Source organism: Nonomuraea sp. NPDC054003, assembly GCF_055585125.1.
Genome location: NZ_JBVJKR010000027.1, coordinates 47,684 through 73,785, shown reverse-complemented (window position 1 = coordinate 73,785; position 26,102 = coordinate 47,684). Strand labels below are relative to the sequence as shown.

25 protein-coding genes and 5 riboswitches are annotated in these 26,102 nt (G+C 72.0%); of the genes, 15 read left to right on the top strand and 10 right to left on the bottom strand.

Going from position 1 to position 26,102, the window contains the following annotated elements; all coding sequences use genetic code 11:
- A partial coding sequence (locus tag ACZ6YG_RS43115; RefSeq protein ID WP_466021158.1) for a hypothetical protein occupies positions 1-182 on the top strand: 182 nt, incomplete at its 5' end.
- Positions 183-739: 557 nt separating this feature from the next.
- On the opposite strand, the gene ACZ6YG_RS43110 is transcribed toward ACZ6YG_RS43115, so the two are convergent.
- The 3 genes from ACZ6YG_RS43110 to ACZ6YG_RS43100 are packed head-to-tail and all read right to left on the bottom strand — an operon-like array spanning position 740 to position 2,296.
- Complete coding sequence (locus ACZ6YG_RS43110) at positions 740-1,345, bottom strand: histidine phosphatase family protein (protein WP_222709003.1); 606 nt, start codon at positions 1,343-1,345, stop codon at positions 740-742.
- A 1-nt stretch (position 1,346) separates the two neighbouring features.
- Positions 1,347-2,099: a CbtA family protein gene (locus tag ACZ6YG_RS43105; RefSeq protein WP_148032360.1), complete on the bottom strand. Its 753-nt coding sequence runs from the start codon at positions 2,097-2,099 to the stop codon at positions 1,347-1,349.
- A gap of 8 nt (positions 2,100-2,107) precedes the next feature.
- Positions 2,108-2,296 (bottom strand): CbtB domain-containing protein, encoded by a 189-nt coding sequence (locus tag ACZ6YG_RS43100; RefSeq protein ID WP_466021157.1) that lies wholly within the window; start codon positions 2,294-2,296, stop codon positions 2,108-2,110.
- 28 nt (positions 2,297-2,324) lie between these two features.
- A riboswitch (cobalamin riboswitch) is annotated at positions 2,325-2,453 on the bottom strand.
- A 46-nt stretch (positions 2,454-2,499) separates the two neighbouring features.
- Positions 2,500-2,682: riboswitch (cobalamin riboswitch) on the top strand.
- A gap of 137 nt (positions 2,683-2,819) precedes the next feature.
- Between ACZ6YG_RS43100 and ACZ6YG_RS43095 the strand changes: the two genes are divergently transcribed.
- The 3 genes from ACZ6YG_RS43095 to ACZ6YG_RS43085 are packed head-to-tail and all read left to right on the top strand — an operon-like array spanning position 2,820 to position 5,634.
- On the top strand, positions 2,820-3,797 hold the full coding sequence (locus ACZ6YG_RS43095) for an ABC transporter substrate-binding protein (protein ID WP_466021156.1): 978 nt from the start codon (positions 2,820-2,822) through the stop codon (positions 3,795-3,797).
- Positions 3,794-4,849 (top strand): FecCD family ABC transporter permease, encoded by a 1,056-nt coding sequence (locus tag ACZ6YG_RS43090; RefSeq protein WP_466021155.1) that lies wholly within the window; start codon positions 3,794-3,796, stop codon positions 4,847-4,849. Before ACZ6YG_RS43095 ends, ACZ6YG_RS43090 begins: the two co-directional genes overlap by 4 nt.
- The gene (locus ACZ6YG_RS43085) at positions 4,846-5,634 is read left to right on the top strand and encodes an ABC transporter ATP-binding protein (RefSeq protein ID WP_466021154.1); all 789 of its coding nucleotides are present in this window, start codon (positions 4,846-4,848) and stop codon (positions 5,632-5,634) included. Before ACZ6YG_RS43090 ends, ACZ6YG_RS43085 begins: the two co-directional genes overlap by 4 nt.
- 14 nt (positions 5,635-5,648) lie before the next feature.
- On the opposite strand, the gene ACZ6YG_RS43080 is transcribed toward ACZ6YG_RS43085, so the two are convergent.
- Positions 5,649-5,978 carry a hypothetical protein gene (locus tag ACZ6YG_RS43080; protein WP_466021153.1) on the bottom strand — a complete coding sequence of 110 codons (330 nt, stop codon included), beginning with the start codon at positions 5,976-5,978 and terminating at the stop codon, positions 5,649-5,651.
- Positions 5,979-6,024: 46 nt separating this feature from the next.
- Here ACZ6YG_RS43080 and ACZ6YG_RS43075 point away from each other — a divergent pair, with 46 nt between their 5' ends.
- The 5 genes from ACZ6YG_RS43075 (at position 6,025) to ACZ6YG_RS43055 (ending at position 10,427) form a co-directional block, all read left to right on the top strand.
- Positions 6,025-6,318 (top strand): (2Fe-2S)-binding protein, encoded by a 294-nt coding sequence (locus ACZ6YG_RS43075; protein WP_466021152.1) that lies wholly within the window; start codon positions 6,025-6,027, stop codon positions 6,316-6,318.
- Between the two features lie 46 nt (positions 6,319-6,364).
- A riboswitch (cobalamin riboswitch) is annotated at positions 6,365-6,556 on the top strand.
- A 64-nt stretch (positions 6,557-6,620) separates the two neighbouring features.
- Positions 6,621-7,466, top strand: a complete 846-nt coding sequence (locus tag ACZ6YG_RS43070) for a nitrite reductase (protein WP_466021151.1) — start codon at positions 6,621-6,623, stop codon at positions 7,464-7,466.
- Positions 7,463-8,143: a precorrin-8X methylmutase gene (locus ACZ6YG_RS43065; RefSeq protein ID WP_466021150.1), complete on the top strand. Its 681-nt coding sequence runs from the start codon at positions 7,463-7,465 to the stop codon at positions 8,141-8,143. The genes ACZ6YG_RS43070 and ACZ6YG_RS43065 overlap by 4 nt, the downstream gene beginning before the upstream one ends.
- Positions 8,140-9,660: a precorrin-2 C(20)-methyltransferase gene (locus ACZ6YG_RS43060; RefSeq protein ID WP_466021149.1), complete on the top strand. Its 1,521-nt coding sequence runs from the start codon at positions 8,140-8,142 to the stop codon at positions 9,658-9,660. Before ACZ6YG_RS43065 ends, ACZ6YG_RS43060 begins: the two co-directional genes overlap by 4 nt.
- The gene (locus ACZ6YG_RS43055; protein WP_466021148.1) at positions 9,657-10,427 is read left to right on the top strand and encodes a cobalt-precorrin-4/precorrin-4 C(11)-methyltransferase; all 771 of its coding nucleotides are present in this window, start codon (positions 9,657-9,659) and stop codon (positions 10,425-10,427) included. The genes ACZ6YG_RS43060 and ACZ6YG_RS43055 overlap by 4 nt, the downstream gene beginning before the upstream one ends.
- A 12-nt stretch (positions 10,428-10,439) precedes the next feature.
- Here ACZ6YG_RS43055 and cbiE read toward each other — a convergent pair whose 3' ends face one another.
- Positions 10,440-11,675, bottom strand: a complete 1,236-nt coding sequence (gene cbiE / locus ACZ6YG_RS43050) for a precorrin-6y C5,15-methyltransferase (decarboxylating) subunit CbiE (protein WP_466021147.1) — start codon at positions 11,673-11,675, stop codon at positions 10,440-10,442.
- A gap of 14 nt (positions 11,676-11,689) precedes the next feature.
- A riboswitch (cobalamin riboswitch) is annotated at positions 11,690-11,864 on the top strand.
- Between the two features lie 103 nt (positions 11,865-11,967).
- Between cbiE and ACZ6YG_RS43045 the strand changes: the two genes are divergently transcribed.
- The 4 genes from ACZ6YG_RS43045 to ACZ6YG_RS43030 are packed head-to-tail and all read left to right on the top strand — an operon-like array spanning position 11,968 to position 17,733.
- Entirely contained in the window at positions 11,968-13,971 is a 2,004-nt protein-coding gene (locus ACZ6YG_RS43045; protein WP_466021146.1) for a VWA domain-containing protein, read from the top strand.
- A 5-nt stretch (positions 13,972-13,976) separates the two neighbouring features.
- Positions 13,977-14,735, top strand: coding sequence for a uroporphyrinogen-III C-methyltransferase (gene cobA / locus ACZ6YG_RS43040; protein ID WP_466021145.1), 759 nt, complete (start codon positions 13,977-13,979; stop codon positions 14,733-14,735).
- Positions 14,735-15,349, top strand: a complete 615-nt coding sequence (gene cobO, locus ACZ6YG_RS43035) for a cob(I)yrinic acid a,c-diamide adenosyltransferase (RefSeq protein ID WP_466021144.1) — start codon at positions 14,735-14,737, stop codon at positions 15,347-15,349. Before cobA ends, cobO begins: the two co-directional genes overlap by 1 nt.
- Positions 15,343-17,733 (top strand): cobyrinate a,c-diamide synthase, encoded by a 2,391-nt coding sequence (locus ACZ6YG_RS43030; protein ID WP_466021143.1) that lies wholly within the window; start codon positions 15,343-15,345, stop codon positions 17,731-17,733. The genes cobO and ACZ6YG_RS43030 overlap by 7 nt, the downstream gene beginning before the upstream one ends.
- Positions 17,734-17,735: 2 nt before the next feature.
- Here ACZ6YG_RS43030 and ACZ6YG_RS43025 read toward each other — a convergent pair whose 3' ends face one another.
- Genes ACZ6YG_RS43025 through cobN form a run of 4 tightly spaced genes read right to left on the bottom strand, consistent with a single transcriptional unit; the run spans position 17,736 to position 24,307 of the window.
- Positions 17,736-18,461 carry a cobalt-precorrin-6A reductase gene (locus tag ACZ6YG_RS43025; RefSeq protein ID WP_466021142.1) on the bottom strand — a complete coding sequence of 242 codons (726 nt, stop codon included), beginning with the start codon at positions 18,459-18,461 and terminating at the stop codon, positions 17,736-17,738.
- Positions 18,458-19,939: a cobyric acid synthase gene (locus tag ACZ6YG_RS43020; RefSeq protein WP_466021141.1), complete on the bottom strand. Its 1,482-nt coding sequence runs from the start codon at positions 19,937-19,939 to the stop codon at positions 18,458-18,460. Before ACZ6YG_RS43020 ends, ACZ6YG_RS43025 begins: the two co-directional genes overlap by 4 nt.
- Entirely contained in the window at positions 19,936-20,721 is a 786-nt protein-coding gene (gene cobF / locus ACZ6YG_RS43015; protein ID WP_466021140.1) for a precorrin-6A synthase (deacetylating), read from the bottom strand. The genes ACZ6YG_RS43020 and cobF overlap by 4 nt, the downstream gene beginning before the upstream one ends.
- Positions 20,699-24,307 carry a cobaltochelatase subunit CobN gene (cobN, locus tag ACZ6YG_RS43010; RefSeq protein ID WP_466021139.1) on the bottom strand — a complete coding sequence of 1,203 codons (3,609 nt, stop codon included), beginning with the start codon at positions 24,305-24,307 and terminating at the stop codon, positions 20,699-20,701. Before cobN ends, cobF begins: the two co-directional genes overlap by 23 nt.
- Positions 24,308-24,343: 36 nt before the next feature.
- Positions 24,344-24,458: riboswitch (cobalamin riboswitch) on the bottom strand.
- 75 nt (positions 24,459-24,533) lie between these two features.
- Between cobN and ACZ6YG_RS43005 the strand changes: the two genes are divergently transcribed.
- Positions 24,534-24,854, top strand: coding sequence for a hypothetical protein (locus tag ACZ6YG_RS43005; protein WP_148032345.1), 321 nt, complete (start codon positions 24,534-24,536; stop codon positions 24,852-24,854).
- 199 nt (positions 24,855-25,053) lie between these two features.
- Here ACZ6YG_RS43005 and ACZ6YG_RS43000 read toward each other — a convergent pair whose 3' ends face one another.
- On the bottom strand, positions 25,054-25,263 hold the full coding sequence (locus ACZ6YG_RS43000) for a hypothetical protein (protein WP_148032344.1): 210 nt from the start codon (positions 25,261-25,263) through the stop codon (positions 25,054-25,056).
- A 173-nt stretch (positions 25,264-25,436) separates the two neighbouring features.
- Between ACZ6YG_RS43000 and ACZ6YG_RS42995 the strand changes: the two genes are divergently transcribed.
- Positions 25,437-25,997 (top strand): hypothetical protein, encoded by a 561-nt coding sequence (locus tag ACZ6YG_RS42995; protein WP_148032343.1) that lies wholly within the window; start codon positions 25,437-25,439, stop codon positions 25,995-25,997.
- Positions 25,998-26,102: the final 105 nt, after the last annotated feature.

Below are 26,102 nucleotides of genomic sequence, written 5' to 3'. Positions count from 1 at the left end.
TGACCGCCGCCCGCCACGACCGCACCACCCTGATCATCGCCCACCGCCTGTCGACCATCCGCACCGCCGACCGCATCGTCGTCCTGGACGGCGGCCACGTCGCCGAGACCGGCGCGCACGCTGAACTCCTGGTGGCGGATGGCGCGTACACCCGGCTCCTGGCCACCCAGCTCACGGGCTGAGCACACCAGGCACATACGTGCACCCGATATCCGCCGACCCGGAGGCCGGCCGCACCCACGTGACCGGGACCCGGGACAGGCCTGGGATCGGGCCACGGTCGTCACCTCGGTCGCTTGGCCTTGGCGCCGGCCAGTTCATAGGCCGATGCCGATCAGCAGCGACCCCACCACGGCCACCCAGATTCAGCTCGGCAACCCGCCGCTCCCTGCTGCGGCGTAGGGCTCACCGAGCTTTCCGGCGTGGCCGGGGCAAGTGCGGCGGAGGTGACAATCGAGCTCGGTTCGGTGGTGGGCGTTGACGACTCATGCTCTGTCTCTGCCGAGGACGGAGGTGGAGGCTGGCCCTTGAGGGTGAAGGGAATCTCACCCTGGATGTGATGGTTTTCGAGTCGGGGCACTACCACTCGATGCCCTTCTGCCCCTCCTGGCCGGCGTCCATGGGATGGCCCACCTTGCCCAGCACAGCACGCTGCTGACTCGGGGTGAGACCGCGTTGAGCACCAGCGCCAGCTTGAGCTCATCCAGCCCGACGACCGCGCTGAACGGATATGGAACGATCAAAACAGGACCTTCCGGTTGACGTGAGCGACCCGCCAGCCGTCCCGGGTGATGGCCAGCTCGGTGGTGGACAGGGGAGCGAGGTCGAAGCGGGCGGCGCCCAGCGGGCCGAGCCCGAGCGCGTGGCCCAGCGCCGCCCGGATGGTGCCGACGCCGCAGACCACGACTCCTTCGGGCTCCTCCCGTACGCCGTCGAGCCAGCGCGCCACCCTGGCGGCGTGCGCGGTCAGCGGCTCGCCGCCGTGCGGTGCGGCGTCGGGGTCGGCCAGCCACCGGGCGATCGCGTCCGGCTCCTGCTCCGCGACCCGCTCGTACGGCAGTCCGCGCCACCGGCCGCAGTCCGCCTCCCCGAGCGCGACGGCCTCGCACGCTGCCAGCCCCAGCGCCGCGGCGGTCTGCCGCGCGGCCCGTACGGGAGCGGTCCAGGCCGTCGTGACCCCGGCGAACCCCGCCGGCCCCAGGCCGACGTCCGGAGTCCCGGCGGTTCCCCGGGCGGGCTTCGTGAGTGCGGTGGCTCTGGTCAGGCCCGCCGTGTCGGCGTCCTCGTCGGTGGGGAAGCAGGCGGCCCGCGTCCCCGGCGTGGTGGCGTGCCGGACGAACAGCACCTCAGCTCGGCGCGGCGGCACCCACGGGAGCCGCCGCGCCTCGTGCCGCCCGGTCGCAGGCCCAGCCGAACAGCGCGCCGAAGACCGCCCAGAAGACCAGCTGCGTGCCGATCGAGGCGAGCCTGAACTCCCACAGCAGCGTGGCGGGGAAGCCGTCGGGCACCTCGTCGACCGTGGGCAGCAACAGCCACGCGGCGACCACCGGCACGAGGAACGCGGCCACCACGGCGACCCACCGGGGCCACCCGCCCGCGTGGACGCGGCGGGCCGTCGCCACCGCGATCGCCGCCGCGGCCAGCCCGACGAGCACCATCACCACGTACAGCAGGGTGCGGCTGTTGATCGTCGCCGGATCGCCCACCGCAGGCGGATTAGCCGGATATTTCAGGAAGGGAACGAGGATGACCGCGACGAACGCCGTCCCCGCCGCCGCCAGCGCCAACCGCCCGTCCGACCGCGGCCCGACCCGCCCGCGCAGCCCGGCGAACACGAGCGCGAAGATGCCGCCCACCGCCAGCCCGTACAGCCCGGTGGCGAGGAACAGCCCGGCCTTCTGCGCCGGCCTGCTGACCTCGGCCTCCTCGCCGTGGCTGTGCCCGTGCCCGTCCGCTGAAGCGGGCGCCGGCGCCGCGGCCTCCTCCAGGGCGATCGCCGCGTCCACCTGGGGTTCCCCGAAGGTGAAGGCGAATCCGCCCGCGATCAGTCCGGCCAGGAGCCCCAGGAGCAGGCCCCTGACCACGAAGGTCCGTACCACGCCGGCCCCTAGTGGCACGGCACGCCGAGCAGGTGCCGCCCGTCGTGCATCAGTTCGTGCAGGAAGGCACCCATCTGCGAGACCGCGCCGTTGTCCATCAGGACCAGGTACGCCACGAGCAGCAGCACGGGCACGGCGAGCAGCCAGGGGCCAAGACGTGGAAAGGGAACAGCAGACGGGGTGGAGAGCCCGCTCATCGATCCTCCTCAGGGTGACGCGTCCCATGTAACGAGGTCACGGCGGCCAAGCGACCTGGCTCCCGGGATCTGCGTCCCGGATACAGTGGCGCGTCCGCACCGGCATCTCACCGGATTTCCCTTGGACGACCGTGAAATCCACCGGAACCTATCCTTTCCTCCCGTTCGCGTCAATGCGCCCAGGCCGTCCCGGAGGCGCAGGAACACATATGAGACGATGCCGGACGTAGGCGACGGCGGAACGAGGAAGCCGGTGTGAATCCGGCGCGGTCCCGCCACTGTGACCGGCGAGCGGACCCCGAACACGCCACTGCCCCTACGGGTGGGAAGGCCGGGGCGAGCGTCGACCCGGGAGCCAGGAGACTCACGCGGTCGCCTCCTCGAAGGAATTGGGGCGGATCTCCCCAAGAGAGGACGGTGGCCGCCATGCCACGAAGCCGACGCGACGCCATTTCCCCTGCTCGGCGCGCGGGCCTTCTTGATCGATCCCGCCCCGCCACGCCGGTCAGGAAAGGCCCCTCCCATGACGAGTCCACGCTCGCTCCCCGCCACGCTCCTGCTGACCATCGGGCTGATGACGGGGTGCGGCACCGCGCAGCCCGCAGCCTCCCCTCCGCCGTCTACCGTCGGGGGCTACCCGGTCACCGCGACCAACTGCGGGGTGACCACCACGTACCAGCAGCCTCCACGGCGGGCGGTCACGATGAACCAGCACGTCACCGAGATCATGCTGGCGCTCGGGCTGGAGAAGTTGATGGCCGGCACCGCCTTCCTCGACGACCGCATCCCGCCGGAGTACGAAGCCGCCTACAACAGCGTCAAGGTGCTCGCCGAGGAGTATCCGTCGTACGAGGTCCTGCTGTCGGCCGAGCCCGACTTCGTCTACGGTGGCTTTCGCAGCGCCTTCGACGAGCAGGGGCGTGGCCGGGAGGCGCTGGCCGAGGCCGGGATCAACTCGTACCTCAGCCTGGAGGCATGCCCGTCCGGCCCGGTCACCACGGATCTCCTGGAGGAGGAGATCCGTGCGATCGGCCGGATCTTCGGCGTGAGCGACCGCGCCGAACAGCGCGTCGCGCAGATGCGCGCCGTGCTGGAGGGCGTCGAGGAGAAGGTGCGCGGCGCCGAGCCGGTCAAGGTCTTCGTGTACGACAGCGGCGACAAGACCGCTTTCACCGCGGGCGGAGCCGGCATCGGCAATGACATGATCAGCCGGGCCGGGGGCGTGAACCTCTTCGCCGACCTGGGCAAGGCGTTCGGCGACGTGTCGTTCGAGCAGGTCGCCGACCGCGCGCCCGAGGTGATCGTCATCTACGACTACGGCGACCAGAGCGTGGCGGACAAGAAGAGGTTTCTCCTGGCCAACCCGGCGCTCAAGGACGTCCCGGCGATCAGGGACCAGCGGTTCGCGGTGCTGCCGCTGTCGGCCACGGTGCTCGGCGTCCGGGTGCCGGAAGGCGTCGAGTCGCTGGCCGGGCAGCTCCACCCGGACCGCTTCTCGTGACCGCGCTTGCCGCGGTGCCGAGAAGCGCCGCGCGCCTGCCGTACTCGCTGGTCCTGATCCTGCTCACGGCCCTGGTCCTCGTGGCCGCCACGGCCGGGATCGCGGCCGGGTCCGTCCCGCTGGCCACCGGCGACGTGTGGGGCATCCTCGTCCACCGGGCCGTGCCCGCGCTCGTCGAACCCACCTGGCCGCCCGTCAGGGAGACGATCGTGATGGACGTGCGGGCGCCGCGCGTGCTGCTGTGCGGCGTCGCCGGGGCGGCGTTGTCGGTGTGCGGGATGGCGCTGCAGGCCCTCGTGCGCAACCCGCTGGCCGACCCGATGCTGCTGGGCGTCTCCTCCGGGGCGAGCGTCGGCGCGGTGCTCGTCCTGGTCCTGAACCTCACGGTGTTCGGCGCGTTCTCGCTGCCGCTGGCCGCGTTCGCGGGGGCGCTGGGCGCGCTGACCCTGGTGTGCTTCCTGGCCCGCTCCGGCGGCCGGATGACCACGGTACGGCTCGTCCTGGCCGGGGTGGCGACCGCCGAGGTGCTCTCGGCGGTCGCCGGCTACCTCATCGTCACCTCCGGCGATCCGCGCAAGACCGAGTCGGCGATGCGCTGGATGCTGGGCGGCTTCGGCGGCACCTCCTGGGACCTGGTCCCGATCCCGGCCGCGGCGGTGCTGCTCGGCACGGTGACGCTGCTCGGCGTGTCCCGCCCGCTCGACCTGCTGCTGGCGGGGGAGGAGGCGGCCGCCTCCATGGGGCTGAACGTGCACCGCTTCCGCGCCTGCCTGTTCGTCCTCGTCGCCCTGATGATCGGCGCCGTCGTCGCGGTCAGCGGCTCCATCGGGTTCGTCGGCCTGATGCTCCCGCACATCGTGCGCCTGCTGGTCGGCGCCGGGCACCAGCGCGCGCTGCCGGCCGCCGCCCTGCTCGGCGCGGCCTTCCTGATCGCCGCCGACCTGGCGGCACGTACGGTGATCGCTCCCGAGGAGATCCCGATCGGCATCCTGACGGCGCTCGCCGGCGGCCCGTTCTTCCTGTGGCTGATGCGGCGGAAGGCGGCCTGGTGAGGCCCGGCCATCTCCGCGCCGAGCACGTGGGCGTCGCCGTGGCGGACCGCGACCTGGTCCGTGACGTGGTCCTCGACGTGACGCCCGGCGAGGTCGTCGCGCTGACCGGGCCCAACGGCGCGGGCAAGTCCACCCTGTTGCGCACCTTCTACCGCGCCCGGCGCCCCACCTCGGGGCGGGTGCTGCTCGACGGCGAGGACATCTGGCGGACGAGCGGCCGGCGTCTCGCGCGCCGGCTCTCCGCCGTCGTCCAGGAGCCGCCCGGGGAGTTCGAGCTGACCGTGTACGAGGTCGTGGCCATGGGGCGCGGCCCGTACAAGCGAGCTTTTCAGGGCGACGACGTCGGCGACCGGCGGATCGTCATGGACGCCCTGGACGCGCTCGGCGTCACCGCGCTCGCCCAGGCGCCGTTCGACCGGCTGTCGGGCGGGGAGAAGCAGCGCGTCCTGATCGCCCGCGCCCTGGCCCAGCGGACCGGCACGATGGTGCTCGACGAGCCCACCAACCATCTCGACCTGCGCCACCAGCTCGACGTCCTGCGGCTGGTGCGCGGCCTGGGCGTGACCGCCGTGATCGCCCTGCACGACCTCAACCTCGCCGCGGCCTTCTGCGACCGGATCTGCGTGATGCGTGCCGGACGAGTCGTCGCCGACGGCCCGCCCGCCCGGGTCCTCACCCCGGCCCTGCTGACCGAGGTCTACCAGGTGTCGGCGGACGTGCACGCCCATCCCCGCACCGGCGTCCCGCAGATCAGCGTTCACCCAGACCAGGAGAGCCCTTCATGATTCCTCCACCCGCCTCACCCGCCGCACTCGGCGAAGCGCTGAGAGGCATCGCCGGTTTCGGTCCCTTCTTCGTCCTCGACACGGAACTGGGTCAAGGGAAGTGGCGGCCGGTCAAGGATGCCTACGCCGCCGGCCTGGCCCACCTGGTGGCGGACCGTGCCGCGCGCTACGGCACCGGTGAGACGCGCATCGCCGCCTCCATCGTGCAGCTCGGCCACGCCGCGCGGCTGTGGTCGGTGGTGCTCGGCTGCGCCGTCGCACACGGCGTCGTGCCCGACCTGTCCGGGCTCCAGCAGGAAGCCGAGGGGCCCGGCCTCCGGCTGGCGGTACCACGCGGCTGGCACACTCCCGAGGACGACGCGGCTCGCACCGCTGCTCTACCGCATCGTCATGGACGAGCATCTCGTCCCGCTGGCGGTGGGGCTGCGCGTCAAGGTCGCCGCCGGGCTGCTGCATGGCAACGCCGCCTCCGCCCTGGCCGAGGCCGCGCGCGAACTCGTACGGGCCCGTCCCGACCTGAGGCAACCCGCCACCGACCTCGCCCGGCGGCTGCTCGACACCGGCGACCTGCGCGGCAAAGGCGCGTTCACCGGCCCCGACCTGTCGTTCCGCCGCCGCACCTGCTGCCTCTACTATCGCGTGCCGGGCGGCGGGAAGTGTCCCGACTGCTGCCTGACACGGTAGCCGGCGACCCTCCTCTGGAGGGCGGCTGTGGACCGAGGCGGGCCCGCGATACGCTCAGGAGGCCAGTCGTACTCCATCATGTGGAGCCAGGGAATCCGGTGCAATTCCGGAGCTGACGCGCAGCGGTGAGGGGACGGGAAGGACACGCCGGCAACGGCGGCCACTGGACCTCCAGGTCTGGGAAGGTGTCCTCTCCCGGATGATCCGAGTCCGAAGACCTGCTGGTGCTGACGACACCCGTCGTCGGGTCATGGTGGGTTCCGCGTATGGACCCGGACTCTGAACAAGGTGAATGACTCCGGATGAACCGGTTTCGACCAGACCGTTGCCCGGGCGTACTGCGTCCCTGGCCCGCCGCCGACGGGCTGCTGGTGCGGTTGCGTCTCCCCGGCGGCAGGGTCTCCGCGAAGTCGCTGCACGCCCTCGTCGAGGCGGCAGAGCGGTACGGAGACGGGCATGTTCACGTGACCACCCGCACCAACCTGCAGGTACGTGCCATGCCCGCCGTTCCCGGCACCGAACGCCTGCCTGACGAGGTGCTCACCGCCCTGGAGTCGAGCGGCTTACTGCCCAGCCGGGCCCACGACCTGTCGCGCAATGTGATGGCGTCCCCGCAGACCGGGCTGGCCGGTGGCCGAGCCGACCTGCGTCCCGTGGTCGACGCCCTGGACACCGCGCTGTGCGGCGATCCCGAGCTGGGGCGGCTGCCCGGACGGTTCCTCTTCGTCCTCGATGACGGTCGCGGAGATCTGCTGGATCGCTCGTGCGACCTGGGCCTGGTGGCTCTCGGCGACGGGACGGCCCAGCTCCGGGTCGGCAACGCGTGGGGCCCCGCCGTGCCTCTGCGGGACGCGCACGCGCACCTTACCGATCTCGCCAGGCTCTTCCTCGATGCGCGCGGTGCGGGCCCGGACGCTCCCTGGCACGTCGTCGAACTGCCTGAACCACTGGTCGAACCGGTGCCCCGATCCCGTGGCGTCCCCGCTGCCGCCCCGCCCCTGGCCTTCGGCCCTGTGCCCGGAGGCGTTCACCAACCGGTGCCGGCGGAAGGGCTGGACCGCGCCGCGGTGGAACGACTGTGCGCCGCCGCCCCCGAACTCGTCGTCACCCCCTGGCGTGGCATCCTGATCCCCGAGGAAACCCGATGAACCCGATGTCCGACACCCGGCCGCGTCGACCGAGCCGCCGCTATGCGTACCTCGACCGCGGAACCGAGATCTACCTCGACTCGTTCGCGATGATCCGGCGTGAGGCCGATCTGTCCAAGGTGCCGGCCAACGCCGAGAAGCTGGCGGTCCGGATGATCCACGGCAGTGGTCAGGTCGACCTGACCGACGACCTCGTCATCGACCCGCGCCTGGTGCCCGCCGCCCGCGCCGCGCTCGCCGCGGGAGCGCCGATTCTCTGCGACACCACCATGGTCGCGAGGGGAGTGACCCGTAGCCGTCTGCCCGCCGACAACGACGTGATCTGCACCCTCGGCGATCCGCGGGTGCCCGGCCTCGCCGAGGAGTGGGGGACCACGCGCACCGCTGCGGCCGTCTCGTTGTGGGAGCCGCGCCTGGAGGGCGCCGTGATCGCGATCGGCAACGCTCCGACCGCCCTGTTCCATCTCCTGGAGATGCTGGCCGACGGGGCGCCCCGCCCGGCCGCGGTCGTGGGCTGCCCGGTCGGCTTCATCGGCGCCGCCGAGTCGAAGCAGGCGTTGCAGAACTTCGCCTCCGACCACGGGATCGACATCCCGTTCGTCACCGTGCGGGGCCGTCGCGGCGGTTCGGCGATGACGTCGTCCGCGCTCAACGCCATCGCCCAGGAGGCGGAATGAGCACCGTGACGGCCCCAGGCAGGTTCGCCGGGGTGGGCGTCGGCCCCGGAGACCCCGAACTCCTCACCCTCAAGGCCGCCCGGCTGATCGGGCGGGCCGACGTGATCGCCTACCACTCGGCCCGCGGCAGGCAGTCCAACGCACGAAGGATCGCCGCCGAGCTGTTCCCCGCCGGGGTCATCGAGGAGCAGTTGGTCTACCCGGTGACCACGGGCGCCACCGACCACCCCGGCGGTTACACCGGAGTGCTGGCGGAGTTCTACGAGGAGTCCGCGGCACAACTCGCCGCGCACCTCGACGAGGGACGGAACGTTGTGCTGCTCGCGGAGGGCGACCCCCTGTTCTACGGGTCGTACATGTACATGCACGACCGTCTCTCGGAGAAATATCCGACCGAGATCGTGCCGGGGGTTCCCGCCTTTCTCGCTGCGACGGCCGCAACCAGGAGCCCGTTGGTGCGCCAGACCGACGTGCTGACGGTCCTGCCCGGCACCCTGCCCGAGCCCGAGCTCGCCCGCCGTCTCGCCGACACGGACGGCGCGATCATCATGAAACTGGGCCGTACCTTTCCCGCCGTACGCCGTGCCCTGGCCGCGGCCGGTCGCCTCGACCACGCGCTGTACGTCGAGCGCGCCTCCATGCCTGAGCAACGGTGGCAGCCGGTGGCCGACGTGGACGAGACGAAGGTGCCGTACTTCTCGCTGATCGTCGTCACCGGGGACAGCCTCAACGGCCGGCGCTCCCGGGACGCCTCCGAGGCGGCCGAGGCCCGGGTCCCCTCCACCGGAGCGGCCGAACTGCTCGTCGTCGGGCTCGGTCCCGGTCCCGGCGGCTGGCTCACTCCCGAGGCCGCCGCCGCGCTCGCCGAGGTCGACCACGTGGTCGGCTATGGCCCGTACGTCAATCGGGTGCCGCAGCGCCCCGGCCTGACTCGGCACGCGTCGGGCAACACCGTCGAGGTGGACCGGGCCAGGTTCGCTCTCGAACTCGCGCGACGCGGCGAGAAGGTCGCGGTGGTCTCCGGCGGCGACGCCGGGATCTTCGGGATGGCGGCCGCGGTCTTCGAGGCGGCCGAGGACCCGGCCTTCGCCGAGGTATCCGTGCGTGTCCTGCCGGGCGTCAGCGCGGTCCAGGCGGTGGCGGCTCGCGCCGGAGCTCCGATCGGCGCCGACTTCGCGGTGCTGAGTCTGTCGGACAGGCTCAAGCCGTGGGAGGCCATCGAGAGGAGACTGCGCGCCGTCGCCGAGGCCGACCTGGTCCTGGCGGTCTACAACCCGGCCTCGCGCAGCCGGACCGGGCAGGTCGCCACCGCTCGTCACGTGCTGCTGAAGTACCGGAGCCCCGACACCGTCGTCGTGGTCGGGCGTGACGTGGGCCGTGCCGAGGAGTCGTTGACCGTGACCACCCTGGGTGAGCTGGATCCGGCGGCCATCGACATGAAGTGCCTGCTGATCGTGGGCGCCTCGTCGACCCGCGTCTCCTCCACCGGAGTCTGGACCCCGAGGTACGTCCGGTGACCGTCAACTTCGTCGGCGCCGGACCGGGCGCGGCTGACCTGCTGACCGTACGCGCCGCGCGGCTGCTCGCCGAGGCCGATGTCGTCCTGTTCCCCGGCACCTACCTCGACCCCGGCGTGCTGGCGCACTGCGGCCCGGATGTGGTGCTCGTGGACACCCAGGACCTGGACCTGGACGAGATCACCTCTGTTCTCGTGGAGGGGGCGGGGGCGGGCCGACGGGTCGTGAGGCTGACGTCGGGCGATCCGTCGCTGTACTCGGCGCTGCACGAACAGACCCGTCGCCTGGACGCTGCGGGGGTCGCCTGGCAGGTCACGCCCGGCGTACCCGCTTACGCCGCGGCCGCCGCGCGGGTGGGCAGCGAGCTGACGGTGCCGCTCGTCGCCCAGTCAGTGGTGCTGACCCGTATCCGTGCCCGCTCCACACCGATGGGGAAGGGCGAGTCATTGACCGACTTCGCAGCGACCGGGGCGACCCTTGTGCTGCACCTTGCGATCACTCGAACCCGCGAGCTGATGGCGGAACTGCAGCCGGTGGTCGGTGCCGACTGCCCGGTGGTCGTCGTGTACCGCGCCAGCCAACCGGGGGAGCTGGTGCTGCGCGGGACGGTCGCCATGGTGGCGGACCTGGTCGAGGAGGCCGGGCTCCGGCAGGCGGCGGTGATCCTGGTCGGACGGGCCCTCGCCGACGCGGACCGGCGAGGAGGAGGAGAGTCCTATCTCTACAGCGCCGAAAGAGACCGGTCGACGAAGCACGGGAACACGTGACATGACTTTCGGTCAGAGGCTGAGACTCCACTGAGTCACGGTGCGCGCCGGCGTCCACCCGGTGAAGGCCCCCACAGGGCGGGCGGTCTCCACCGCGATCCGGGTCAGCTCACCGCCGTGGGCGCGAAACGCGTCCGCGAGCAGCTGCTCGGTCTCCAGGGTGACACCGTGCACCACCAGCCGCCCGCCCGGCCGCAGGGCCGAGAGGCAGGCGTTGAGCACGCCCGGCCTGCTCGCCCCGCCCCCGATGAAGACCGCGTCGGGGGCGTCGAGGTCCGCGAGTGCGCCGGGTGCCCGCCCCTCGACGACCCGGAGGTCCGGTACGCCCAGCCGGACGGCGTTGCGTGCGATCCGGGCGGCGCGCGCCCGGTCGGCCTCGACGGCCGTCGTACGACACGTGGGGTGCGCCCGAAGCCATTCGATGCCGACCGATCCCGCTCCCGCCCCGATGTCCCACAGGTGCTGGCCGGGCGCGGGGCGGAGGCGGGCCAGCGCCGAGGCGCGCAGATCGCGTTTGGTGAGCTGACCGTCGTTTTCGAAGACGTCGTCAGGCAGGCCCGCGACCCAGGACGAGGTCCAGCTGATGCTCGTCGCCGGGATCTCGACCGCCAGCACGTGCAGGGCGGGGACCGCGTCGGAAGGCATGTCCGTCCACTCACGGGCCGTTCGGGTCACACGGGACTCCCTCGGGCTCCCCAGGTCGCCCAGCAGCGTGATGGCCGCGTCCGGGTTGCCGGTCTCCACCAGCAGTTCGGCGACGATCGCCGGTGTCTCGGGACCGGAGGTCAGCAGGAGCAGACGCCGCCCAGGGGCGACCTCGCGCAGCAGCCGGGCTTCGTGGCGGCCCACGAGGGTCACCACCATCGACTCCTCGGCCGACCAGCCCATGCGCGCCCGGGCCAGCGCAGGCGAGGAGACCGCGGGGAGAATCCGTACGTCGTCGGCACCCAGGACCCGGATCAGGGTCGTGCCGATGCCCGACAGCATCGGGTCGCCGGAAGCGAGGGCCACCACGCGGCGCCCGCGCACCTCGTCCAGCATCGCCGGCAGTCCCTCGGCCAGTGGCGAAGGCCACGGGAGACGCGTCTGACCGGCCACCTCGGGGACGACCGCCAGGTGGCGACGGCCTCCGAGCAGTACCTGCGCGTCGCGGACCAGCGCGGCGGCGGTCTCGTCGAGACGTCCGTCCGCGCCGACGCCGACGACGGTCAGCCGCGGCCTGTGGAGAGGGTCTGTCGAATCGGGCACGTCACGGGAGGCTATCGTGGTGGTCAACGCGAGGTGCCCCCGCGCCCAGCCATCGGAAACGATGGGGAAGGTCAACGGGGAGAATCTGGGAAGCCGGTGAGATTCCGGCACAGGCCCGCTGCGGTGTATCGAGCACTCCTCGCGAGCGACTCGACAAGTCCGAAGACCGGCCTCGCGTAGCCACTGACGTATGGCCTAGCGAGCGGGAGCCTCACACGTGCCAACGAAGTACCCCTTTTCTGCCATTGTCGGCTGTGAGTACGACCCCACGACCGCCTCCGGCCTCGGCGATATGGGCCTCGCCCTCGTGCTCACCGCGATCAGTCCGGAAATCGGCGGCGTCCTCGTCCGCGGGGAGAAGGGGACCGCGAAATCGACCACCGTCCGCGGCCTCGCCGACGTCCTCCCATGGATCGAGGTGTACGACGGCGACCGCTTCTCCGCCGACCCGCACGATCCGGCCGAGCCGTCGCCGGACGGCCCTTTCGGCTCCGGTGCCGAAGTGGTCGGCAGGCCGGTGCGACTTGTCGAGCTGCCCGTCGGAGCGACCGAGGACAGGGTGCTCGGGTCGCTGCACCTGGAGAAGGCGCTCACCACGGGAGCCGTCGAGTTCGAGCCGGGGCTCCTGGCCCGCGCGCACCGCGGAGTCCTCTACGTGGACGAGGTCAACCTGCTCCACGACCACCTGGTGGATCTCCTGCTGGACGCCGCCGCGACGGGCCGGGTCACCGTCGAGCGCGACGGGGTGTCGCTGAGCCACGCGGCCCGCTTCGTACTGATCGGCACGATGAATCCCGAGGAGGGGGAACTCCGCCCCCAGCTGCTCGACAGGTTCGGTCTGACCGTCGAGGCGGCCGCCCCACGCGACCCGGAACCGCGCGTCGAGATCATGCGCCGACGCCTCGCCTACGACCGCGATCCTGCGGCCTTCGCGGCCCGCTACGCCGACCGCCAGGAGGACCTGACCCGCCGGATCGCCGCCGCCCGCGCCCGGCTCGACGGCGTGCTGCTGGGCGACGCCGCGATGTTCAAGATCGCCGAGGTCTGCGCGGCGTTCGAGGTGGACGGTCTGCGCGCCGACATCGTCACGGCCCGCACGGCCGTCGCCCACGCCGCCTGGGCGGGCCGCCGCCATGTGACCCGAGGCGACATCCGGGCGGCGGCCCTGCTGGCGCTGCCGCATCGCCGCCGCCGGAGCCCGTTCGACGCCCCCGGCATCGACGAGGACCTGCTCGACCGGGTGCTCGGCGACGACGAACTGCCGCAACCCCCGGAGCCGCAGGGCGGGGACGCACCCGGCGAGGCGCCGGTCGAGGAGCAGGCCGAGAACCGGCCGGAGGCGCCCGGCGACCAGCCCGCCGACTCGGCCCGCGAGACGGATGCCGAGTCGACGAGGGAGCCCGAGCCCGCCACCGATCAGGACGCCCCCCGACGGCCTGCGCCGCCCGCTCCCACCGCTCCGGGCGGCGAGACCACCGACCGAGCCCGGACGGCGTACCGCCCCCGGCTCTTCACCGTCGACGGCGTCGGCCAGGGCAGGCCCGGTCGTCGCAGCCGGGCTCTGGGCTCCAGCGGACGCAGGGTCGGCAGCGGCACGGGCACCGGCTCGCTCCACCTGGTCGAGACGCTGCGCGCCGCCGCGGAACGCCAGGCCGTCCAGGGCACGGGCGCCGTCGGCGACAGGACCGGCCGACGTGTGGTGCTGCTCCCCGTCGACCTGCGCGTCGCCGTACGGGAGGGCCGGGAGGCCAACCTGCTGCTCTTCTGCGTGGACGCCTCGGGGTCGATGGCGGCACGGCGCCGTATGGTCCAGGTGAAGACCGCGATCCTCTCCCTGCTCACCGACGCCTACCGCCGCCGCGACAAGGTCGCGCTGATCAGCTTCCGCGGTGACGGCGCCGCTCTCACCCTGCCGCCGACCGGGTCGGTCGAGGTGGCCGCTGCCCTTCTCGACGAACTCCCCGCCGGAGGACGCACGCCGCTGGCCGAGGCCCTCGTGGAGGCCCAGCGGGTGCTGCGCCGGGAACGGCTGCGCGACGCACGCATGCGTCCGCTGCTGGTCCTCGTCACGGACGGCCGCGCCACCTCCGGAGCCGACGCGGTGGCCCGCTCCCGGCAGGCCGCCGACCGCCTCGCCGCCCTCGGGGTGCCGAGCGTCGTCGTCGACTGCGAGGACGGCCCGCTCAAACTGGGGCTCGCCGAGATTCTGGCCGGTCACCTGCGCGCCGAACATGTGCCGATGGCCCGGGTCAGCGCGAATAGGCTCGTGGACGTCGTCACCGGCCGGGTCGCCTGATGGGCATGCTCGAAGCCCTGCGCCCCGGAGCGGTCGTCCTCGTCGGCGGCGGTCCCGGCGACGCGGGACTTATGACCGTCGCCGGCCGCGCCGCCGTCGAACAGGCCGACGTGCTGCTGGTCGACCACCTGGCCCCCGCCGGAGCGCTGGAATGGGCCGACCCCGGCGCCGAGATCGTGGACGTCTCCAAGATGCCGCGCGGCGCCTTCACTCCGCAGGAGCGGATCAACGAGCTCCTCATCACCCACGCGCGGGCCGGGCGACGGGTGGTGCGGCTCAAAGGCGGCGACGGGTTCGTGTTCGGACGCGGCATGGAGGAGCTCATCGCCTGCTCCGAGGCCGGAGTGCCGGTGCGTGTCGTGCCCGGAGTCAGCTCCTCGGTCGCCGTTCCGGCGCTCGCCGGCATCCCGGTCACCCACCGCGGGCTGGTCCAGGGATTCAGCGTGATCTCCGGCCACGTCCCGCCCGACCACCCGGAGAGCACCCTGGACTACGCGGCGCTCGCGGCCTCCGGAACGACGCTCGTGGTGCTCATGGGCGTCGCCAACCTGGCCGCCATCACCAAGACGCTGCTCGTGCACGGCATGGACGCCGACACCCCGGCGGCCGTCGTCGCGCGCGGCGGCCACCCGGACCAGGAGGTCCTGACGGCGCCTCTGCACGACATCGCCCGAGTGGCCGAGCCCATCCGTCCACCCGCCGTCACCGTCATCGGAGAGGTGGCCCGGTGGGCCTCCTCCGCGTACGAAGAGGAGACCCACTGATGCCCCAGGGACAGCCGCTCACCGTGCCCGACGACGGCCTCACCACTCGGCAGCGCCGCAACAGGCCGCTGCTGATGGTCCACACCGGCGATGGAAAGGGAAAGTCCACCGCAGCCTTCGGGCTCGCCCTGCGCGGGTGGAATCAGGGGTGGAACATCGGGGTCTTCCAGTTCGTGAAGTCCGCCAAGTGGAGCATCGGTGAGCAGACCGTGCTCGAACGCCTCGGAAAGCTGCACGATGAGACGGGCGAGGGCGGGCCGGTCGAATGGCACAAGATGGGCTCCGGGTGGTCGTGGGCCAAGAAGCAAGGCGACGACGAGGACCACGCCCGGGCTGCCGCCGAAGGATGGCAGGAGATCAAGCGCCGTCTCGCGGCCGAGACCCACGACCTGTACGTGCTCGACGAGTTCACCTACCCGATCGTCTGGGGATGGGTCGACCTCGACGACGTCGTCGACAGTCTGCGCGATCGCCCCGGCCGCCAGCACGTCGTCATCACGGGCCGCCGGGCGGCGCCCGAACTGATGGAGGCCGCAGACCTCGTCACCGAGATGACCAAGGTGAAGCACCCCATGGACGCTGGGCAGAAGGGGCAGAGGGGCATCGAATGGTGACCTTGCCGCGCCTGGTCATCGCTGCCCCCTCCACGGGACAGGGGAAGACCACCGTGGCGACCGGCCTGATGGCCGCGCTGCGCGATCGCGGACTGCGGGTCTCCGGTCACAAGGTCGGCCCCGACTACATAGACCCCGGCTATCACGCCCTGGCCACCGGTCGGCCTGGTCGCAACCTCGATCCGCACCTGGTCGGGGAGGAACGGATCGTCCCCCTGCTGCTGCACGGGGCCCGTGGCGCCGACGTGGCCGTGATCGAGGGCGTGATGGGCCTGCACGACGGGCGGATCGGCACCGACGGGTTCTCCTCCACCGCGCACGTCGCGCGCCTGACCCGTACGCCGGTGGTGCTGGTCGCCGACATCGCCCGGATGTCGCGCTCGACCGGCGCGGTGGTCGCCGGCATGGCGGCATACGACCCGACGGTGGACGTGGTCGGCGTGATCCTCAACCGGGCGGGCTCCACGCGCAACGTCGCCGAGGTCGAGCGCTCCCTGCGCCTGCCGGTGCTCGGCGTCGTCCCCCGCGACGACTCGATCTCCTCGCCGTCCCGCCATCTCGGCCTGGTTCCGACGGCCGAGCGCGACGGGTCCGCGGCCGCGGTGGCCCGGCTGGGCGAATGGATCGCCCGGCACCTCGATCTCGACGCCGTGCTGGAGACGGCCCGCACGGCGCCCGGCCTGGACGCCGTGCCGTGGGACCCGAACGCCGAGGTGCTCCCCGTTGCCGGGGAGGCGCCCGTGGTCGCGGTCGCGGCGGGCCGGGCGTTCACGTTCGCGTACACCGAGACGGAAGAACTGCTCACCGCCACCGGATGCCGCGTCGTGCCCTTCGACCCCCTGACCGACGGGTCGCTGCCGGTCGGCACCCGCGCACTCCTGCTCGGCGGCGGCTTCCCCGAGGTGTACGTACGGCAGCTCGCCCGCAACGTCTCGCTGCTGACCCAGGTGCGCGACGCGGTCATGGCAGGGCTGCCGACCGTGGCCGAGTGCGCCGGTCTGCTCTACCTGCTCAAAGCCCTCGACGGCACTCCGATGGCAGGCGTGATCGGCACCAGCGCCACGATGACCGACCGCCTGACCCTGCGCTACCCGGTGGCCAAGGCCGTGGGCGACAACCTGCTGTCGCGAGAAGGGGAGGAGGTGTCCGGCCACGAGTTCCACCGCACCGCGCTGACCGGCCCCGCGGTTGGCTGGACACCGGCGTGGGATCTCAACGGCGAGCTCATCGGCGTCGCCTCGCCCACCTTGCACGCCTCCTACCTGCACCTGCACTGGGCGGGCCGGCCGTACATGGCTCAGCGGTTCGCCGAGGCAGCGGCCACGGCCGAGCCGGTGGCCGCGTCGACGCGCACCGGCGACACGCCACGTGAGCCGGTTCCCGCCGAGCCCCTTCACCACCACGGCGACCGGGAGACCGGGCCGGGACTGGTCGACTTCGCCGTCAACGTCCACCCCGAACCACGACCGGCCTGGCTCACCTCCGCACTGCTCGAAGGGGTACGTGACTCGGTCTCCTACCCGGACCCGGCACCCGCACGCGAAGCGATCGCCGAGCTGTACCTGCGTCGTACTGACGAGGTTCTGGTCACCGCGGGCGCGGCCGAGGCGTTCGAACTGATCGCCCGCTGGAAGCAGTGGCGCCATGCCGTGGTGGTGCACCCACAGTTCACCGAGCCGCACGCGGCCCTAGAACGCGCCGGGCACCGGGTCACCGTGGTCCAGTGCCGCCCGGAGGACGGCTACCGGCTGGACCCGACCGCGGTTCCCGACGACGCCGACCTCGTGGTGCTGGGCAACCCCACGAACCCGACAGGAGTCCTGCACCCGGCCGAAGACATCCTGCGGCTGCGCCGGCCCAGGAGGGTGGTGGTCGTGGACGAGGCGTTCATGGACACGGTCGAGGGGGAGACGGAGTCGCTCGCCGGTCACCGCCGCCGCGGGCTGCTGGTTGTCCGCAGCCTCACGAAGCACTGGTCGATCCCCGGGATACGCGCCGGTTACGTGCTGGGCAGCGACCGCTGTATCGCCGGTCTGGCGGCCAGGCAGGTTCCGTGGTCGGTATCGACCCCAGCGATCGCAGCCGCCGTCGCGTGCACCTCCCCGGAGGCGATCGCCGAGGGGGCACGTCGCGCCGGTCAGATCGCCGAATGGAGGGATGCCTTGGTTACCGGCCTCAGCTCGCGCGGAATCGAGGTGCTGCCCTCGCGCACCTCGTTCGTCCTGGCCCGCCCCGGCCGTGGCGTCCGCGAGGCGTTGCGGGAGCGCGGCGTCGCCGTACGCAGGGCGGACACCTTTCCGGGGCTTGACGCCGAGTGGGTGCGCATCGCGGTGCGCCCTCCCGAGACCTGCGCCCGGTTGTTCACCGAACTCGACGCCGGCTGACCTCAGCGGTGCGACAGGACCCAGTCGAGAGCCGGGCCCACGGCGTCGACCACCGATGCCCGGGGGTCCGGCTCCGGCCGGGCGACCACCACGACCGGGACGCCGAGCACGGCCGCGGCCTCCATCTTGGGCCAGGTGTACGATCCGCCGGAATCCTTCGTGATCAGCACGTCCGAGCCGTGCTCGCGCATCACTTCGAGGTCGCCGTCCAGCGTGTACGGCCCGCGGCTGGTGAGGATGCGCCAGTTCGGAGGCAGGTCGGTGCCGGGGGCGTCGACCACCCGCGCCAGCACGGCGAACTCGCGCAGGCGCGGCACGAACCGGGCCAGCTCCTGCCGTCCGACGGTGAGGAAGGGGCGTTCTCCGAGTGCGGCGGCGAGCGCGGCGGCTTCGTCGTGGGTGGGGGCGTACCGCCAGGCGGGATCGGGCTCCCAGCCCGGTCGCTCCAACCGGAGCAAAGGAACGTGCTCCGCGGCACAGGCCTCCAGCGCGTTGGCGGTCATGCCGCGGGCGAACGGATGGGTCGCGTCGACGACGAGGTCGTAGGCCGCGAGGGCCGTGCGCAGGCCGGACACGCCGCCGAAGCCGCCGATGCGCACCCGGCCCACGGGTAGTCGGGGGCGAGCCACGCGTCCGGCGAGTGAAGAGGTGACGTCGACATCAGCGTCGACCAGGAGGCGGGCGAGCTCCCGCGCTTCGGCGGTGCCGCCCAGGAGCAGGACCTTCATCGCCCGCCCTCCACGGTCAGGGTCGGGAGGCCGGATGGTGCTCCCGTACGGGCCAGCGCGAGCAGGGCGTCGACGTCGAGGTGCTCCTCGACGAGGTCGGCCAGCAGTTCCATCCGGCGTTCACGCGCCGCCGGGAAATCGACCCCCGAAGGCTCCAGCCCGGCGACCTCGGTGAGGAAGGCGGCCCGGAACTCATCGCCTTCCAGGGCGCCGTGCCACATCGTGCCGAAGACCCGACCGGCCCGGGCGCCGCCGAGGAACTCGTCGGCCCCGTCGGCGCGGGTGATCCGCCCGTGGTGGATCTCGTATCCGGTGGCGGTGGCTCCCAGCGCTTCGCCGCGCGGCAGGCGCAGCACCTTGTCGGGGCGGAACTCGGTCGTCACGGGAAGCAGCCCGAGCCCCGCCGCCCGTGTGCCCGCCGGGCCCTCCACGCCGTCGGGGTCGTGGATCTCGGTGCCGAGCATCTGGAAGCCGCCGCAGATCCCGAGCAGTGGCCGGCCCGCGCGTACGTGCGTTTCGATCGCGAGGTCGAGGCCGCGTGAGCGCAGCCACGCCAGGTCGGAGAGCGTGGCCCGCGTTCCGGGCAGCACCACGAGGTCGGCGTCGGCTAGGTCGCGGGGGGCGGAGACGAAGACGACGTCGAGGCCGGGTTCGAGGCCGAGGGCGTCGACGTCGGTGAAGTTGCTGATGCGGGGGAGCCGGACGACCGCCGTCCGCACGCGGGCGCCGTCCCGGCTGCGTCGGCCTTCGAGGTCGAGGGCGTCTTCGGAGTCGAGCCACAGATCGGGGTGCCACGGCAGCACGCCGTGGACCGGACGTCCGGTCAGGGATTCCAGCTGGTGCAGGCCAGGGCGCAGGAGGGAGAGGTCGCCTCGGAACTTGTTGACGACGAAGCCCGCGATCAGCGCCTGGTCGGCGGGCTCCAGCAGCGCCAGGGTGCCGAGCAGGGAGGCGAACAGGCCGCCGCGGTCGATGTCGCCGACCACGACGACGGGAAGGCCGGCGTGCCGGGCGAGTCCCATGTTCACGTAGTCGCCGGCCCGCAGGTTGATCTCCGCGGGACTGCCTGCTCCTTCGGCCACGATCACGTCGAAACGGGCGGCCAGGTCGTCGTATGCCGCGTGCGCGGCCTGCGCGAGGTGGCGGCGGCCGGTGGTGAAGTCGGTCGCCGACACCTCGCCCGCCGGTCGGCCCATCACCACGACATGGCTGCGGCGGTCGGAGCCGGGCTTGAGCAGCACCGGGTTCATCGCGGGCTCCGGCACCACCCGGGCGGCCAGAGCCTGCACCCACTGGGCGCGTCCGATCTCGGCGGGCGAGCCGTCGCGGTCGTGGCAGACCATCGAGTTGTTGGACATGTTCTGCGCCTTGTACGGCGCCACCGACACCCCACGGCGGGCGAACGCCCGGCACAGTCCGGTGGTGACGACCGACTTCCCGGCGTCGGAGGTGGTGCCGGCGACGAGCAGACCGCTCATGGCGCGGGTGTCCTTTCCGGGGAGCGCAGCAGGCAGGTCTCCATCACCCAGCCGGCCGCCTCACGGGCCGCTCTCCGGGCCGAGCGGAGGTCGGGCAGCACGTCGTCCACCGATCCGGCGACCAGTTGTTCACCGGCCGCGCCGAGGTTGGCGCCCCACCAGATCCGCCAATCCCGCAACTCCTGGAGGCTTTCCAGGTTCCGCTCGGAGCCGAGCATCACCATGATGTTGCGCTGGCCGTCCGCGATCGCTTCGGGCAGCCGGCGAGCCGTGGTGATGTGCAGGGGGCGGCCCACCTCGTGCAGCACGATCCGGTGCCGTGCGGCCAGCACCTGCGGGGCGCTGATTCCGGGGATGACGTCCCAGGTCAGGTCCATCCGTTCGCCGAGCCGGTCGAGGACGCGCAACGTCGAGTCGTACAGCGAGGGGTCGCCCCAGACCAGGAACGCCGCGGTCCCGCCACGCGCGGCCAGTTCTTGGGCGTACGCGTCCACGCGCGCGGCGTGCCATGCCTTGACCGCACCGGGATAGTCGGCCGGGTCGTCGCGGTCGCGTCCGGGATCGGCGACCTCGACGAGTTCGAGGTCGTGCTCCGCGCAGATCCGGCGGCGCACTTCCAGCAGTTCGTCGTCGTCGCCCTTGCGCGCGGCGAGTACGTAGTCGGCCGCGGCCAGGGCCTTCGCGCCCTCGTAGGTCAGTTGGTGCGGCCCCATACCGAAGCCGACCACGTGCACGTGCGTCACCGCTGCTCCCGGCTCGTCATGCGCCGTCTTCGAGGTCACCCTCGACCTCCAGGTAGACCCTCTGCAGCGCCTTCAAGGTCTCGTCGTCCGGCTCCGCCCACAGGCCGCGCTCGGCGGCCTCGTGCAGGCGCTCGACGATGCCGCGCAGCGCCCATGGGTTCGACCTGCGCAGGAAATCCTGGTTGGTCTCGTCGAGAACATACGACTTCGCCAGCGACTCGTACATCCAGTCGTGGACGACACCGGCGGTGGCGTCGAAACCGAACAGGTAGTCCACCGTCGCGGCCAGCTCGAACGCGCCCTTGTAGCCGTGGCGCCGCATCGCGCCGATCCATCGGGGGTTGACCACGCGCGCCCGGAAGACCCGGTTGGTCTCCTCCTGAAGGGTGCGGGTCCGCACCGCGTCGGGCGAGGTCGAGTCGCCGACGTACGCCTTGGGGTCGGATCCGGTCAGCGCGCGCACGGTGGCGATCATGCCGCCGTGGTACTGGAAGTAGTCGTCGGAGTCCGCGATGTCGTGCTCGGTGCTGTCGACGTTCTTCGCGGCGACCTTGATCCGCCGGTACGCCGCGCGCATGTCGTCCGCGGCGGGGACGCCGTCGAGCCCGCGGCCGTACGCGAACCCGCCCCACGCGGTGTAGACCTCGGCCAGGTCGTTGTCGTCGCGCCACGTGCCCGACTCGACGACCTGCAGGATCCCGGCGCCGTAGGAGCCCGGCTTGGAGCCGAAGATCCGGGTGGTCGCCCGGCGCGCGTCGCCGTGCTCGGCCAGGTCGGCGCGGGCGTGCGCGCGGACGAAGTTCATCTCGTCGGGCTCGTCGAGCTCGGCCACCAGCTTCACCGCGTCGTCGAGCATCGCCACGACGTGCGGGAAGGCGTCGCGGAAGAAGCCGGAGATGCGTACGGTGACGTCGATGCGCGGGCGGCCCAGCTCGGCGAGGTCGATGACCTTGAGGTCGTTGACCCGTCGTGACATGTCATCCCACTCGGGGCGCACACCCAGCAGGGCCAGCACCTCGGCGATGTCGTCGCCGGAGGTGCGCATCGCGCTGGTGCCCCATACCGACAGGCCCACCGAGGCCGGGTGCTCACCGGTCTCGTCGAGATAGCGCCGCACCAGCGACTCGGCCATCGCCTGACCGGTCTGCCACGCCAGCCGGGATGGGATGGCACGCGGGTCGACGGTGTAGAAGTTACGGCCGGTCGGCAGCACGTTGACCAGGCCGCGCAGCGGCGACCCCGACGGGCCCGCCTCGACATAGCCGCCGTTCAGGGCGTGCAGCAGCACGTCCATCTCGCCGGTGGTGCGGGCCAGACGCGGCACCACCTCGGTGGCGGCGAAGGCCAGCACCTGACGGACCACCGGGTCGTCGTGCAGGGCGTCCACGGCGGAGACGTCCCAGTCGGCCGCCTCCATCGCGGTGAGGAGGGCGCGGGCCTGCTCCTCGTACGCGTCCACGGTCGCCGTCGAGGCGTCCTCGGGCAGGCCGAGGGCGGCGCGCAGGCCGGGTATCGCGTTGCCCACGCCGCCCCACACCTGGGTCGCGCGCAGGATCGCGAGCACCAGGTTGACCCGGGCCTCACCGGTGGGCGCCTGGCCGAGCACGTGCAGGCCGTCGCGGATCTGCACGTCCTTGATCTCGCAGAGCCAGCCGTCGATGTGCAGCACGAAGTCGTCGAACTCGTCGTCCTCGGGGCGGTCGTCCAGGCCGAGATCGCGGTGCATCTCCGCCGCCCGCATCAGGGACCAGATCTCGCCGCGGATCGCCGGCAGCTTCGCCGGGTCCATCGCGGCGATGTTGCCGTACTCGTCGAGCAACTGCTCCAGACGGGCGATGTCACCGTAGGTCTCGGCGCGTGCCATCGGCGGGATGAGGTGGTCGACGATGGTGGCGTGGGCCCGGCGCTTGGCCTGGGCGCCCTCGCCGGGGTCGTTGACGAGGAACGGGTAGAACAGCGGCAGGCTTCCCAGCACCGCGTCGGTGCCGCATGCGGCGGAGAGCGCGGCGTTCTTACCGGGCAGCCACTCCAGCGAACCGTGCTTTCCGACGTGGACCACCGCGTGCGCGCCAAAGCCGCCGTCGGTCTCCGGGGCCTCCAGCCAGCGGTAGGCGGCCAGATAGTGGTGGGTCGGAGGCAGGTCGGGGTCGTGGTAAATGGCGACGGGGTTCTCGCCGAAGCCCCGGGGCGGCTGGATGAGCAGCGCCACGTTACCGGCGACCAGCGTGGCCAGGACGATCTCGCCCGCGTCGTTGACGAACAGGCTGCCGGGCGCCTCACCCCACGCCTCGGCCATCCTCACGCGCAGTGCGGCGGGGAGATCCGCGGTCCAGCCGGCGTACCGCTCGGCGCTGATCCGCACATGGGCGTCGGTGAGGTGCCCTGAGGTCAGCCATTCCTCGTCCTGGCCGCCCGCCGCGATCATCGCGTGGATCAGGGCGTCGCCGGCCTCGGTGTCGTCGTCGAGGTCGAGGCCCGGCACCGCGCCCGGCGCGCCCAGGTCGTAGCCGGCCTCGCGCAGCCGGCGCAGGAGGCGGATCGTGGAGACCGGGGTGTCGAGGCCGACCGCGTTGCCGATCCGCGCGTGCTTGGTCGGGTACGCCGACAGGACCAGCGCGACCTTCTTCTCACTGTTGGGCACATGACGCAGGCGGGCGTGGTTGACCGCGATCGCGGCCACGCGGCGGCAGCGCTCCGGGTCGGCGACATAGCGAGGAAGACCGTCGGCGTCGATCTCTTTGAAGGAGAACGGGACGGTGATGATCCGCCCGTCGAACTCCGGGATCGCGATCTGGTTGGCGGAGTCGAGCGGAGTGACGCCGTCATCGTTCGCCTCCCACTCCGCCCGGCCGCTGGTCAGGCAGAGGCCCTGCAGCACCGGGATGTCGAGGGCGGCGATCCGCTCCACATCCCAGGTCTCGTCCTCACCGCCCGCGCTCACCGACGCGGGGACGCTGCCCCCCGCGGCGAGCACGGTGACGACCAAGGCGTCGAGAGTCCCGAGCGCCTCGAAGAGGTCGTCGGGCGCGCTGCGCAGCGAACCGGCGAAGATCGGCACCCCAACCGCCTCGCCGGTCGCGTCGACAGCGTCGGCCAGGGCGTGGGCGAAGGCGGTGTTGCCGCTGGCCTGATGGGCTCGGTAGTAGAGGACGCCGATCCGTGGCAGGCAGGCGTCGACCGGCGCGGTGCGCTCGGCGAAGCCCCAGGAGGGGATCGCCGTGGGCGGCTCGAAGCCTTCGCCGGTCAGGAGCACCGTGTCCGAGAGGAAGGCGTGCAGCTGGGCCAGGTTGACCGGGCCGCCCTCGGCCAGGTAGCGGTGGGCCTCGGCCGCGACCCCGATGGGGACACTGGAGAGCTCCATCAGCTCGGCGTTCGGCTGCTGCTCCCCGCCGAGCACGACGACCGGCGTCCCGGCGGCGCGGACGGCCGCCAGCCCCGGCCACAGGTCGTGCGGTGAACCGAGCAGCCGCACGACGACGAGGTCGGCGCCCGCCACGCAGGCCTCAAGGGCGGCATCGCCGTCGCGCGCCGGATTGGCGAGCGCGTACCCGGCCCCGCTGGCCCGCGCGGAGAGCAGATCGGTGTCGGACGTCGACAACAGACAAAGACGTACGGACGCGGCCATGGCCGGGCTCCTCCTCCGGGGTTCTCGCCCCGTATAGCGGTCGGATCGCCCTCGGCCAGTATCTGGCTGCAGACCCTCGCGGGCCTGATCACAGTGGCGGAACCGCCCCGGAATCTCACCGGGTTCCTGCACCGAAGACGTCCTGGCAGCCTACGGGAGAACGCCCACCGCGCGTCATCCGGCCCATCCCGTCCTCCGTGCGGTATCGGAAAGGGACGAGACACGGTTGGTCTCAGGTTCGATCCGTCTTCCTGCTCGACCAAGTCACCGTCGCGACCGCCACTATCTGCCCGCGCTCAGCAATGCCCAGCTGGTCCTGTTCCACCTGGGCATTGTCGACACGCTGCCGAGGATGGGCGGGCCGGTCCCCTTCGAGCAGCTGCCGGCCGAGCTGGCAGAACCGATCCGGACGGCGAAAGCCACCACCGTCGCCGCTCCCGCCTGTGATCGCGCCGTGCAGGTCGGCGACGGCAACGGGATTGCCGTATCGAGGTTGGCGCTGACGGCGTCTCCTGAGCCGGTGTGGATGATCGGCGTGGGGTGCTGATCCTCAGGCTTCGATCAGGATGCGGATCAGACTGGCGGCCAGCAAAGCGCCTCCCACTCCCAGGAGGGCGCCAACAGGGCCTCCCAAGTAGGCGCCGATCACTGCCCAGGCGCCGATGAGGGCGCCGTAGCCCGTGAGGAGGGGCAGTCCGTCCCGGTGCTCGCCAGTTCGTGATACCCGGCCGAGGATCATCTGCTGCTCAGCCAGCGGATGACGTCGTGAGCAACTCGTCGAAGCGTCCGGACCGCGCCTGGTCGACGATGTCCTGGAACTGATCGATGCTCATCTCGACACGCTGACCGAAGTCGTCGGTGATGACGATTCTCCGCTCGGCAGGAGCCTCAGGGTTGACCCACAGCTCAGGGCAGCCACAGCTGCACTGACCACAGAAACGCGCGATGGACCGCATACGCTCTCCACCTTCCGGCAGGACGGCTCTGTGGCCGAGGATGAAGCGGCAGATGGGCCTCGTCAACCGGCCCAATCGGCAGATACACAATCCTTTCGATACAGGTTGGGAGAAGGAAGCTCGGTAGGGCTGCGCCCTTCTCAGCGGGTCGTCGGGCTGGAAGGATAAATGCCGTGTCCGCCCTGGAAAGGGTCTCGTGCCTGGCCCGCGCCGTTGTCTTCGCGACGGTGTGCGTTGTCATGTCCGCGGGCGGTCACGTTCTCGCCGGTGGCGCGGCGGTCACAGCGCCGGCGTTGCTCATCGGTGTCGCCGGGGCGTTCGTCCTGGCTGCCGTGCTCAGCGGACGTGAGCGCGGGCCTGAGGTCATCATCGGGGCGACGGCGGCCGCTCAGATCCTGCTGCATGAACTGTTCGCCACAAGCGCTCCCCCCTCCGCCCTGCAAACGGACCACGTGCATGGGGGCATGCCGGGTGTCGGCATGACCGTGGCGCATCTCGTGCTCGCGGTGGTCAGCGGATGGTGGTTGTACCGCGGCGAGAGCGCGTTCTGGCTCATGGTGCGGCTGTGGGGAATGGCGCCGCTGCCGAAGCTGCGCCGTCTGCTGGTGGGGGCCATCGAGCCGTTGACGGTCCCGGTCCGGGTGGTTTTCCTCGCTGAGCCCGAGACGCGTCGCGGTCCGGAATTCGTCCGGGCGATCCAGTGGCGTGGTCCGCCGGCCTTGCGGCTTCACTGACGACACGGCCTTCATCAGCGGCAGCGTGCGACTGCCGTCTTCCGACGTGCTCGCACTCATGACCGCACCCTGACGGGTCCCGGTTCAGATGGCTTGTCGTCGTGC